The following is a 12,372-nucleotide window of genomic DNA, read 5'->3' as shown; positions in this document are numbered from 1 at the left end:
GCCGGCTGCGCCGGGTGGACGCCACCGGCCGGTGCCGCCGGCTGTTACGCCACGGTCAGGGTGCAACTGTCGTCGCCGGCGCCCAGAGCGGTGACCGCGTCGCCGAGCTGGACGTTCCAGGGCAGGGCGGCCCCGTCGCGCACGATCGTCACGGCATCACCGCCGGCGTCGACCGTGAACACCGTGACGTCGCCGCCCGGGCCGGGTACGCGGACCGCCGTACGCCCCGCGGGCGCGAAGAGCCGCAGCGTGACCCCGTCCCGGTAGTCGTAGTCGGGCCGGTCCTGCCGGGCGCCGACCGGGATCACCGCGCCGGGCCGGACCAGCAGCGGCACGCTGTCGAAGCCGTGCGTCTCGGTGACCCAGCCCGGGCCGTCGACGGTCTCCCCGGTCAGGTAGTGCGTCCACCGCCCAGCCGGCACGTAGTAGGTCACCTCCCCCTCGGCGCTGAAGACCGGGGCGACCAGCAGGTCGTTGCCCAGCAGGTACTGCCGTTCGAGGTGCGTGACGGCCGGGTCGCCGGGGAAGCCGAGGAGCATGGAGTGCATCACCGGCACGCCCGTCTCGTGGGCCTCGCGGGCGGCGGCGAACAGGTACGGCATCAGCCGGTACTTGAGGTGGGTGAAGGCGCGCAGCACGTCCACGGCCTCGTCGTCGAAGTTCCACGGCACCCGGTACGACTGGTTGCCGTGCAGCCGGCTGTGCGAGGAGAGCAGGCCGAACGCGACCCACCGCTTGAACACGGCCGGGTCGGGCAGCCCTTCGAAGCCGCCGATGTCGTGGCTCCAGAAGCCGAACCCGGACGACATCAGCGACAGGCCGCCGCGCAGGCTCTCCGCCATGGAGACGAACGTGCCGGAGTTGTCGCCGCCCCAGTGCACCGGGAACTGCTGGCCGCCGACGGTCGCGGACCGGGCGAACAGCACGGCCTCGCCCTCGCCCCGGGCCTCGCGGAGCACGTCGAAGACGACCTGGTTGTAGAGCTGCGTGTAGTAGTTGTGCATCCGTTCCGGGTCGGAGCCGTCGTGCCACACCACGTCGGTTGGGATGCGTTCGCCGAAGTCGGACTTGAAGGCGTCGACGCCCATCTCGACGAGGCCGCGCAGCTTGGCCGCGTACCACTCGCGGGCGGCCGGGTTGGTGAAGTCGACCAGGGCCATGCCGGCCTGCCAGCGGTCCCACTGCCAGACGTCGCCGTTGGCCTTGCGGACCAGGTAGCCGCCGGCCTTGCCCTCGGCGAACAGGGCGGACCGCTGCGCGATGTACGGGTTGATCCAGAGACAGGTGCGCAGCCCTTTGCCGGCGAGGCGTTTGAGCATGCCGGGCGGGTCCGGGAAGACGCGCGGATCCCATTCGAAGTCGCACCAGGAGAACTCACGCATCCAGAACGTGTCGAAGTGGAAGACGCTGAGCGGCAGGTCCCGTTCGGCCATCCCGTCGATGAAGCTGTTCACCGTCTCCTCGTCGTAGGAGGTGGTGAACGACGTGGTCAGCCAGAGCCCGAACGACCAGGCCGGCGGCAGCGCCGGGCGGCCGGTGAGCGCGGTGTACTTGCGGATCACGTCGGCTGGGGTGGGCCCGTGGATGACCAGGTAGGACAGCCGCTGCCCGGCGACGCTGAACTGGGTGCGGGTGACCATCTCGGAGGCCACCTCGAAGGAGACCCGGCCGGGATGGTCGACGAGGACGCCGTACCCTCCGCTGGTCAGGTAGAACGGGACGTTCTTGTAGGCGAGTTCGCTGCTGGTGCCGCCGTCCTCGTTCCAGATGTCGACGCTCTGGCCGTTCTTGACCAGTGGGCCGAAGCGTTCGCCGAGGCCGTGGACGACTTCGCCGACGCCGAGGTCGAGCTGTTCGTGGATGTAGGACTCGCCGTCGGCGGTGTCGACCGCCCCCATCCCTTTCCAGCCGGAACCGGTGATCCGCCTGCCGCCGGCGAGGAAGTCCAGTCCCCAGCGCTCACCGCTGGTGAACCGGGCGGTCAGCGCGCCGGAGGTGATCTCGAGATCGCGGATGCCGGCGTCGACAGGCGACGGGGTGAGCGCGAAGTCCGGGTACTTCGCCACCTCGCCCTGGAAGTGCTCGATGGTGACCCGGATGACGTCCGGCGCGGGTGCGGTGCAGGTGATCGTGAGCAGCGGCGAGTCCAGGGTGTCGCCCCGGTCCCGCACCTTGCGGGTGGCGGCGAGAACGGTCAGCGAGTCCGCCCCGATGACGCTGTCCTGCACGTGCGCGGGGTGCAGCACGGTGACGCCGTCCCGCTTGCGCCAATAGCCGTCGGTGAACTTCATGGGGGTCCTTTACTTGATGGCACCGGCGGCGATGCCGCGCGTGAGGGTCCGCTGGAAAAGGAGGAAGAAGAGCATCGCGGGGAGGATGCCGATCAGCGCGGAGGCGCTTGTCGTGGTGGCGTCCATCATCCGGTCGCCCTGCAGGACGCCGAGCGCGACCGGAACCGTCTGGTTGTCGTTGGAGATCAGGAAGATCAGCGGCAGGAAGAACTCGTTCCACGTCCAGATGAAGAAGAACGTGAAGAGCACCGCGAGGGTGGGCCGGCTCACCGGCACCACGACCCGCCACAGCGCCCGCCACTTGCCGGCGCCGTCGATCGCGGCGGCCTCCAGCAACTCCTTGGGGAACTCGGTGTAGACCGAGGTGAGTAGGTACGTGCCGAACGCGCTCTGGATCACCGTGAAGATGATGATGATCGCGATCAGGTTGTCGTAGAGGCCGATCTCCTTGCCGATGTAGTACAGCGGGTAGACCAGCACCTCCTGCGGCAGCAGGTTCGCGACCAGGAAGAACACCAGGAACCAGACGCGGCCTTTGACCCGGCCGATGCCCAGGGCGTACGCGTTGAGGATGCTCAGCAGCACGCCGAGCACCGCGACGACGAGGCTGGTGATGAAGCTGTTCCAGAGCTTCTGACCGAAGTTGACCCGGTTCCAGAAGTCGACGATCCCGTCCCAGTAGAGGCTGGTCGGTATCGACAGCGGTCCGTCGGCGGCGTACTCCGCGGGGTTCTTGACCGCGTTGACAGCGACGACCAGCAGCGGGCCGACCATCAGGAGCAGCAGCACCACGAGCGCGGCGAGCACCCCGAACCGCACCGGATCGCGGTGCTTGGCGGCCCGCGGTGACTTGTCGTCCGCGGCGCGGGCCTCGGCGAGCGTTGCGGTGACTGTCATTTCGACTCCTCCGCCCGGTGCTGGAGCCGCAGGAAGACGAAGGCGAGCACGACGATCAGCACCGTGAGCACCGTGGAGATCGCCGACCCGTACCCGACCTGGGCTTTCTCGAAGAAGTTCTGGTAGGCGAAGTAGGACGGGACCAGGGTGGCGTTGCTCGGGCCGCCACTGGTCAGCACGAACACCTGGCCGAAGATCTTCAGGGCGGCGATCGTGGTGGTGATCAGCACGACGTAGAACTCGGGGCGGATCATGTAGACCGTGATCTTGCGGAACCGCTGCCACCAGCCGGCGCCGTCCAGGTCGGCCGCCTCGTAGAGCTCCGGGTTGACGCGGGAGAGGCCGGACATGAACATGACGATCGGGTAGCCGAGCTGGAACCAGATCATCACGGCCATCACGCTGTACAGCGCGTAGTCGGGGTCGCCGAGCCAGTTCCGGGTGAGCCCGCCCAGCCCGATCGACTCGAAGATCCGGTTGAGCGCGCCGTAGTCCGGGTGCAGGATCCAGCCCCAGACGATGCCGGTCACCGCGACCGGCAGCACCTGCGGCAGGTAGTAACCGGAGCGCAGGGCGCCGGCCCAGCGGTCACCGAAGTGCTTGGCGACGTAATCGAAGAGCACCGCGGCCAGGAAGAGCCCGACGAGCGTCGGTATCACGGCCATGGCGATCACGAGCAGGGCGATGTTGCCGAACGACTGCCAGAACAGCGCGTCGGCGAAGAGCCGGGTGTAGTTGTCGAAGCCGACCCAGCGGGGGCTGCCCACACCGGTCCACTTGGTGAAGCTGACGTAGACCGTCATCACGAGCGGCACGACGATCACCGCCAGGGAGGCGAGGACGCCGGGGATCAGGTAGATCGCGTACCCGCGGTTGCTGGTTGTGCTCTTGGCGGCCATGGCCGATTCCTTCCGCGAGGCGGGCGGTGGTCACCCACCGCCCGCGGCTCACTCACTTGCCCAGGTCGGCCAGGTTCTGCTGGTACGGCTTGGCGATCTCGTCGAGGAACGCGTCCGGGGTCTTCGAGCCGTTGATCAGGCCCTGGACGCCTGCCACGAGCACGTCGTAGTAACCGGGCGCCGGCCAGTCCGGGTAGAAGGCGAGGCCGTCACTGCCGGAGAGCTTGTTGAAGTTCTCGATCAGTTCCTTGTTCTTCGGGTCGGTGATCTGGGCGACGTCGGCCGCCACCGGGACACCGCCGGAGTTGCCGAGCAGCGCCTGCACCTCCGGCGACATGGTGATGTCGATGAAGTCGTACGCCAGAGCCTTGGCCTTGCTCTTCTCCGGCACCACCCACAGGTTGCCGCTGGAGCCCGGGTGCAGCGTGTTGCCCGGGAAGAGGAACGTGCCCCACTCGAAGTTCTTGATCTCCTCGGCGAACCGGCCGTACCACCAGCTGCCGGAGAACATGATCGGGAACTTGCCCTGGGTGAAGGAGACGCCCATGTCCTCGGCCTTGATGCCGGCGGAGTCCTTGGAGATGTAGCCCTTGCTCACCCAGTCGGCGAACGTCTGCGCGCCGTAGGTCAGCTGCGGACCCTTGAAGTCGACCTTGTTCTTGTAGAGCTGGTAGTCGTCGACGAACGCCCGGTCGCCCTTGGCCAGCGCGAGCTCGTAGAAGATCTGCTGGGCCGGGTACTCCGCGCCGCCCACCGCGAGCGGGGTCACCTTGTTCCGCACGAAGGTGTCCATCACCTTCGTGAACTCGTCGAGCGTGGTGGGCACGGCGAGCTGGTACTTGTCGAACAGGTCCTTGTTGTAATAGACCATGACGTACTCGCCGTAGTTGGGCACGCCGTAGAACTTGCCGCTGCCCATCACGCCGTCCTCGTCGTACTTGGCGGTGGCCTGCAGGCTCGGGCTCAGCTTGGTGTCCCAGCCGCGCTGGGTGGCCTGCTCGGTGAGGTCGGTGAGCAGCCCCTGCTTGGAGAGCAGGCCGGCGGTGGCGTTGCCCTTGTTGTACTCCATGATGTCGGGCGCGCTGTCCGAGTTGAGGATCATCTGGGCGTTCTGCTGGATCTGCTCGAAGCCCTTCTCCTCGAACTTCACCTCGACGCCGGGGTGGCTGGACTTGAAGAGCTCGATCGCCTTGTTCCAGGCGATGCCCATCGCGCTGTTCGGACCCTCGTAGTGCCAGAGGGTCAGCGTCTTGGCGTCGGCGCCCTCGTCGGCGTCGCCGCCGCCACCGCAGGCGGTCAGGGCCAGGGATGTCGCCAGCAGCAACGCGACGGCCGCTCGTGATCGGAACACGGGGTCCTCCCAGGGGGACTGGTCGAGGAGTGAAGGGGCGAGAGATGGGTCGGCACGGTCGTCGAAGCGCTTCGACAGTGCCGCAGCCGATTGTCGAAACGCTTCGACGCGGGGCCTGCGGAGAAACTATGGAACGAGCGCCGTTCGTGTCAACGGTGTGACGGCGAGATTTCCCGGCAGCTTCCCCGCTCCACCAGACTCGGCGCGAGCAGGCGCGTGTACTCCACCCGGCGGCCGTCGAGCAGCCGCATCGCCGTCTCCACCGCCAGAGTTCCCACGTCATGGGCGGGGATGTCGATCGATGTCAGGGTGACCGGCATGCTCGTCGCCACGTCCCGCGGGCAGATCGTCACGATCGACACGTCCTCGGGAACCCGGCGGCCGCTCGCCCGCAACAGGTCGAGCAGCGGCCGCAACGCCTCCTCGTTGTGCACCACCAGCGCGGTCACACCGGGCAACTGGGCGTCGATGTCGGCCAGGCAGTCACGGACCCCGGCGGCGCCCGGCTCGCACGGGTGCGTGACGGTGCGCAACTCCAGCTCGGCGGAAGCCTCCAGGAAGCCACTGAGGAACCGGTCGGCGTACGTCGTCTGCCGCTTGTAGACCGCCGGCGACGGACCCACCAGGCCGATCCGGCGGTGACCGTGCGCCGCCAGGTGCCCCAGCGCCTCCCGGGCGGCGGCGGCGAAGTCCAGGTCGACGCAGGCGATGCCGGTGTGGTCGGCGGGCAGGCCGATCAGCACCGACGGCTGCTTGAGCCGGCGCAGCGCCGGGATCCGCAGATCGTCGCGCTCCAGGTCCATCAGTATCAACGCGTCCACCATGGTGCTGTGCGCGACCCGCTCCAGCCCCGCGGTGCCCTCGTCCTTGGTCAGCAGCAGCACGTCGTGGTTGTGCGCGCGGGCCGCCGTCACCACGGCCGTGGCGAACTGCATGATGACCGGCACGTTGACGTCCACCCGCAGCGGCGCCACGAGCGCGAGCACGTTGGTCTTGCTGCTGGCCAGGGCACGGGCGCCGGCATGCGGGTGGAACCCCAGCTCGGCGATGGCCGCCTGCACCCGGGCCCGGGTCTCCGCCGAGATCGGGCGGCGGCCGCTCAGCACGTACGACACCGTGCTCGGCGACACCCCCGCCGCCCGGGCGACATCATTGATCGTCGGCACAGTGCCTCCCCATGTCACCCGGTCCCTCGCCAAGACCGCTCCCCTCGCCGATCCTACTGACCGTGTCGATCAGCACCGTTTTCCCCGCCGCCCGCGCATCCCGCCCGCGTGCCCGCTCCCGCCCGCACGGCCGTTCCTGCCCGCGCATCCCGGCCGTGCCGGTGTGCGGAGTCCGGTCCGGGTCACGGCGCCGGACTCCGCACACGCCGTCAGCGGATGCTGAAGGTGGCCAGCCGCAGGCCGGGGCTGGGCACCAGGTAGACGTCGTGCCGGCCGGTCACCGGCGCCAGCTTCGCGGTCACCGAGGCGTACGCGTAGACGCCGCCCGTGTCACCGAGAGTCGCCGTGCCGAGCAGCCGCCCGGTGGGCGAACCCAGCCGGACCTCGACGGTCCCCGCACCGGACGCCCGGGCCGTGAACGTGCGCCCGCCACGCAGCCCGGCGTCCCGGAACGCGAGCCAGTCACCGCGGGCCGCCGCACCGACGACGGTGCCACGCTCCTTGGTCTCGTCGAGCAGCCGCACCCCGCGGTAGTCGTCGAACGTCTCGGCCCGGGTCGGCCGGCTCAGATCGCGCGCCGGGATGGTCTCGCCGCGGACGGCCACGGTGCCCCGCGCCCGGATGTCGCCCGACGAGGGACCGAGCCACACGTCGTGCACCGCGGTCTCGACGACCCAGCGCTGCCGGGTGACGTCCCAGCGGGCCAGATCGGTGGAGCTCAGGTCGAACGTGACGGTCCGCGACCGGCCCGGCGCGAGTTGCACCTTCTCGAAACCGCGCAGCTGCTTCTCCGGCGTCACGTCCCGGGAGGTCCGCTGGTGGGTGTAGAGCTGCACCACCTCGGCGCCGGCCCGCCGGCCGGTGTTGGTGACGGTCACCGCGACCCTGCCGTCCCGGACCACCGGCCGCGAATAGCGGAACGAGGTGTACGACAGGCCGTGCCCGAAGGCGTACAACGGCTTGTCGTCGCTGTAGAGGTAGGTCTGCCCGGTCGCGATGATGTCGTACTGGTTCAGGTCCGCCGGCAGCTGCTCCACCGACCGCGGCCAGGTCTGGGTGAGCCGGCCGGACGGGTTCACGGCGCCGTAGAGCACGTCCGCGATCGCATGACCGGTCTCCGCACCAGCGTGCGTGGTCCAGACGATGCCCGGCACGTGCGCCTGCGCCCAGTTGATCGACTGCGGGTAGCTGCTCTGCAGCACCACGACGGTGTCCGGGTTCTTCGCACGGACCGCCCGGATCAGCGCCTCCTGCCGGGCGCCCAGACCCAGCGAGACCCGGTCGTGCACCTCGCGGCCGGCCACGAACGGGTCGGTGCCGACGACCACGACCGCGGTGTCCGCGGCGGCCGCCGCACGGGCCGCCTCGGCAACACCGTCGACAAGCAGCTCCCGGCTGAACCGGGCGGCGCCGGCCGCGTCCGGGGAACCGAGCGCCAGGTTACCGTCGGCGCCGACCGTCACGTACGTGTTCGCGCCGAACCACGGCTCCTGCGTCTCATAGCCCGCGTAGTGCAGCACGACCGTGCCGTCCGCCTGCTCCTCCACCTTGAACTGCTGCTGCACGAACCAGCCCGTCGGGTCCTGCTCGGCCGTGACGAACGGCCCCCAGTTGTAGCCGAGCAGCCTGCCGTTGGCGACGCTGCGCAGCGTGGACACCCCGTCGCCCCAGTCCACGGCGTCGAACTGGGCGGCCGGGCCCGCCGTGTCCCCGCCCAGACCGGCCGGGCCGTCGGTGGCGCTCAGGTAGCGGCCCGTGGTGACCTCCCGCAAGGCGATCCGGTCGGCGCCGAAGCTGGTGGTGACGTTCTCCGCCCGGTCCTTGACGCCGTCGAGGACCGTCACCTCGTACGGGAGGCGGCCCCCGTACCAGTCGCTGTAAAGCTTGTCGGCGAGCGGACCGACGACCGCGACGTCACCGCCCGGCTTCAGGGGCAACGCTCCCTTGCTGTTCTTCAGCAGCACCGCGGCCTCGGCGGCGGTCTCCCGGGCCAGCGCGCGGTGCTCCGGGCTGTCGATCACGTCCGGGGTGATGTCCGCGTACGGGCCGCCGTCCGGGTCGAACTCGCCCAGCCGGAACCGGATGCTCAGCGCGTTGCCCACCGACTCGTCGACCTCCGCCTCGGTGAGCAGCCCCCGCGCCAGGGCCTCCCGCACCGCCGTCACCGTCGGTCCGGCGTTGGTGTCGTTGACCGTGAAACTGTCCAGCCCGGCCTTGAGAAGCGCGGCGTTCGCCTCTGCCTGGGTCGGGAAGTACGCCTGCGAGCCGGTCAGGTTGGTCGGCGCCGCCGCGTCACTGACGTTGAAGAGCCGCCTGTCGCTCCAGTCGCGCACCACGCCGGCGAAGTCCGGGTCGACCGTCGCCGGCCGGCCGTTGATCAGGTTGTAGGACGCCATCACGCCGGTGGCGGCGTCGTTGCCCAGGACCGTCCGGAACGGCGGCCGGTCGTACTCGTTGAGCACCCGCTGCGGCACATTCGACGACGTCACGTCCCGCTTCGTCTCGTTGTTGTACGCGGCGTAGTGCTTCACCGTCGGCGCCGTCCGCAGGTGGTCCGGGTCGTCGCCCTGCAGCCCCCGGCCGTACGCCGTGGCCACCGCGCCGGACAGCAGCGGATCCTCCGAGTAGCCCTCCTCGTTGCGCCCCCAGCGCGGGTCCCGCAGCAGGTTGACCACCGGCGCCCAGGTGTTCAGGCCCCAGACCACCGGATCCCGGGCGTGGAAGCCGCGCAGCTCGGTGCCGACCGCCGCACCGACCCGCTTCAGCAACTCGGGGTCCCAGGTGCTGGCCAGCCCGACCGCCTGCGGGAAGACCGTGGCGGTGGCGTCCACCTTCGCCCCGTTCGCGGCATAATCGTTCGACCACGCCACGCCGTGCAGCGCCTCGGTACCGGTCTTGAACACGCCGATACCGAGCCGCGGGATGGCCGGCTGATACTGGTGCAGCAGGGAGATCTTCTCGTCCAGGGTGAGCCGCCCGACCAGGTCGTCGACACGCGCCGCGAGCGGCAGACCAGGATCCCGGAACGCGTGTACGGGTTCGGCGGCGCGGGCAGGCGCCGCGGGGACAATCAGCAGGGCGGCGGCGAGCAGGGCCGGACCGCGTAGTCGCATGGTGGTCTCCATCGAAGAACGGGCATGGCGGCGGAACGCCTCCGGACACGGCGCCGGCGCCGGCGTCAGCGCTGGCGTCAGCGCTCTCTTGCTGCCGGCGCTGGCGCTCTCTTGCCGCCGGCGTCGAGCTGTTCGCCGCGGTATCGGACTGTCATGGCGCGGCGTCAGGCTGTCGTGGCGTGGCGTCGGGGGTTGGCTCCGGCGCGGTGTTGCCGGGCTGTCATGGCGCGGGGGCGGCGCGGTGTCAGCCGCTTTGTCGAAGCGCTTCGACGATGCCGCCACGCGCGGGGGCGGTTGATGGGGTGCGGTGGGCTCACCATAGATCGCGGCTGATGTGCCAGGCAACCACTCGCGGCAGCTTTCCGGAAATCAACCGGTAACAGCGCCACTCCGCCGACCGGCCCCTCTCCCCCCGCACCCACGCCACCAGCCCGCCCACACATCCCCGCACCCACGCCGCCAGTCCGCCCACACCCCCCGCACCCACGCCGCCAACCCGCCCGCACACACCCCCTCACCCGGGCCGCCCAGTCCGTCACAAACCGGCAGATCCTCACCACTGCCGCTTGACAGCACCCATGGAACACCGCCGCCCGCCGCACCCCCCCCGATCGCCGATCACCACCCAGCCGACACCCTCCGCGCATCAACCCGGTGTCCCCTCGCGGGTCATAGTGGCGCCAGACGCGCCCCCGGCCGAGATGTTGATCTGCTAGCGATGCGAAATCGCGGTTTCGACCCCTTGATCACAGCGATTTCGCATCGCTAGCAGATCAACACCGCCACGCAGACCCAACGCAGTGGCCCACAGACCACAGGAAAGCCGAGGGCAGGAACACCACACCGCTCTCAGCTGCCTCGCCCGCCGCCGCATCGAAATCCTGCACACCGCACTGCATACGCGCCCCCTCCCCCCGCGTACCGGGGACCGCGCTGCCAGGCCGCCCCCTCCCCCCGCGTACCAGGGACCGCGCTGCCAGGCCGCCCCTCCCCCGCATACCAGGGATCGCGTCGCCGAGCCGCCCCCTCCCCCGCGTACCGGGGAACGCCTCGCCGAGCCGCCCCCTCTCCGGCGCCCCGGACGGCTGGCGCGTGGGGCAGAATGGACCGGATGCGACTGATCGTCATCGGCGGTGATGCGGCCGGGATGTCGGCGGCGTCGCAGGCGCGGAAGCGGCGTAAGCGGGACGAGCTGGAGATTCTCGCGTTCGAGCGGGGTGAGTTCACGTCCTATTCGGCATGCGGCATCCCCTACTGGATCGGTGGTCTGGTTGACGGGCCGGAGGCGCTTGTCGCGCGGGCACCGGCGGACTTCGACGCGGCCGGCATCGACGTGCGCATCCGGCATGAGGTGACCGGAATTGATCTCGCCGCGCGGACGGTGACCGTTGTCGACGCCGCGTCCGGGCGCGAGTTCCGGGAGGGCTTCGACGAGTTGGTGTACGCGGCCGGCGCCACCCCGGTGCGCCCGCCGTGGGCCGCGGACCGGATCGGCGGCGTCTTCGGGGTGCAGACGCTCGGCGACGGCGCGGCCGTGCACGACTGGCTCACCGTCGACGAGATGCCGACCGGCGGGCCGACGCAGCCCGGCCACAGATCGGCGGCCGCCCAGCAAGCCCCGACCGGCCAGCAGGCCCCGACCGGCCAGCAAGCCCCGACCGGCCAGCAAGCCCCGGCCGGTCAGCAGGCACGCGGCCGCCGGAAACGGAACGCCGTGGTGATCGGTGCCGGCTACATCGGGGTGGAGATGGCCGAGGCGCTGGTGCGCCGCGACCTCACGGTGACCCTCGTCGAGCAGGCTCCGCAACCCATGTCGACGATCGACCCGGACATGGGCGCCCTGGTCGGCGCGTCCGTCGAGAAGCTCGGCATCGATCTGCGGACCGGCGTCACCGTGCAGGGCCTGGAGACCGACAAGGGTCAGATCCGGGCGGTGGTCACCGACGCCGGGACGTTGCCGGCGGACGTGGTGATTTTGGCCCTGGGCGTACGGCCGAACACCGGGCTCGCCGAAGCCGCCGGCATCCCGCTCGGCGTCACCCGAGGTCTCGCCACCGACCTGCGGCAGCGAGTGGTCGGGCCCACCGGCCCGGTCGAGGGTGTCTGGGCCGCCGGCGACTGCACGCAGGTGCTCAACCGTGTCAGCGGACGCCCGGTGCACGTGCCGCTCGGCACCCACGCCAACAAGCAGGGCCGGGTGGCCGGCATCAACCTGGGTGGCGGGTACGCCACCTTCCCCGGCATCATCGGCACCGGCATCACCAAGATCTGTGACCTCGAGGTGGCTCGCACCGGCCTCTCCTCGAAGGAGGCGGCGCAGGCCGGCTTCCGGTTCGTGACCGCGACGGTGGAGTCCACGAACCGGGCCGGTTACATGCCCGGCGCCGTCCCGATGACCGTCAAGCTGATCGCCGAGCAGGAGACCGGCAAGCTGCTGGGTGCCCAGATCGTCGGCAAGACCGAGGCCGCCAAGCGGATCGACGCCTTCGCGGTGGCGATCTGGAACGGCATGACGGTGAGCGAGATGACCGCTCTTGATCTGGGCTACGCGCCGCCGTACGCCCCGGTCTGGGACCCGGTCCTGATCGCCGCCCGCAAGGCGCAGGACGCGCTGTAACCCAAGGCGGCCGCAGCCGGCGGCACGCGCGGCCGCGG

The 12,372-nt window shown here is 70.2% G+C and carries 7 protein-coding genes; 1 reads left to right on the top strand and 6 read right to left on the bottom strand.

The window, feature by feature from the left end; translation table 11 throughout:
* Positions 1–44 precede the first annotated feature (44 nt).
* The 6 genes from yicI to LPA41_RS35040 form a co-directional block, all read right to left on the bottom strand.
* Entirely contained in the window at positions 45–2,291 is a 2,247-nt protein-coding gene (gene yicI / locus LPA41_RS35065) for an alpha-xylosidase (protein WP_229075549.1), read from the bottom strand.
* A 9-nt stretch (positions 2,292–2,300) separates the two neighbouring features.
* Positions 2,301–3,188 (bottom strand): carbohydrate ABC transporter permease, encoded by an 888-nt coding sequence (locus tag LPA41_RS35060; protein ID WP_229075548.1) that lies wholly within the window; start codon positions 3,186–3,188, stop codon positions 2,301–2,303.
* Positions 3,185–4,087: a carbohydrate ABC transporter permease gene (locus LPA41_RS35055; RefSeq protein ID WP_229075547.1), complete on the bottom strand. Its 903-nt coding sequence runs from the start codon at positions 4,085–4,087 to the stop codon at positions 3,185–3,187. Before LPA41_RS35055 ends, LPA41_RS35060 begins: the two co-directional genes overlap by 4 nt.
* A 52-nt stretch (positions 4,088–4,139) precedes the next feature.
* Positions 4,140–5,438 (bottom strand): extracellular solute-binding protein, encoded by a 1,299-nt coding sequence (locus tag LPA41_RS35050; protein WP_229075546.1) that lies wholly within the window; start codon positions 5,436–5,438, stop codon positions 4,140–4,142.
* A 149-nt stretch (positions 5,439–5,587) separates the two neighbouring features.
* Positions 5,588–6,604: a LacI family DNA-binding transcriptional regulator gene (locus tag LPA41_RS35045; RefSeq protein ID WP_229075545.1), complete on the bottom strand. Its 1,017-nt coding sequence runs from the start codon at positions 6,602–6,604 to the stop codon at positions 5,588–5,590.
* Between the two features lie 209 nt (positions 6,605–6,813).
* Positions 6,814–9,717: a glycoside hydrolase family 3 protein gene (locus LPA41_RS35040; RefSeq protein WP_229075544.1), complete on the bottom strand. Its 2,904-nt coding sequence runs from the start codon at positions 9,715–9,717 to the stop codon at positions 6,814–6,816.
* Between the two features lie 1,111 nt (positions 9,718–10,828).
* On the opposite strand from LPA41_RS35040, the gene LPA41_RS35035 reads away from it, so the two are divergent.
* Complete coding sequence (locus LPA41_RS35035) at positions 10,829–12,334, top strand: FAD-dependent oxidoreductase (protein WP_229075543.1); 1,506 nt, start codon at positions 10,829–10,831, stop codon at positions 12,332–12,334.
* The last annotated feature ends 38 nt before the right edge of the window (positions 12,335–12,372 follow it).

The organism is Actinoplanes sp. DH11, assembly GCF_020873875.1.
In the GTDB taxonomy this organism is placed as follows: domain Bacteria; phylum Actinomycetota; class Actinomycetes; order Mycobacteriales; family Micromonosporaceae; genus Actinoplanes.
The sequence above is the reverse complement of the archived record's forward strand: the minus strand, read 5'-3'. Positions and strand labels throughout refer to the sequence as shown.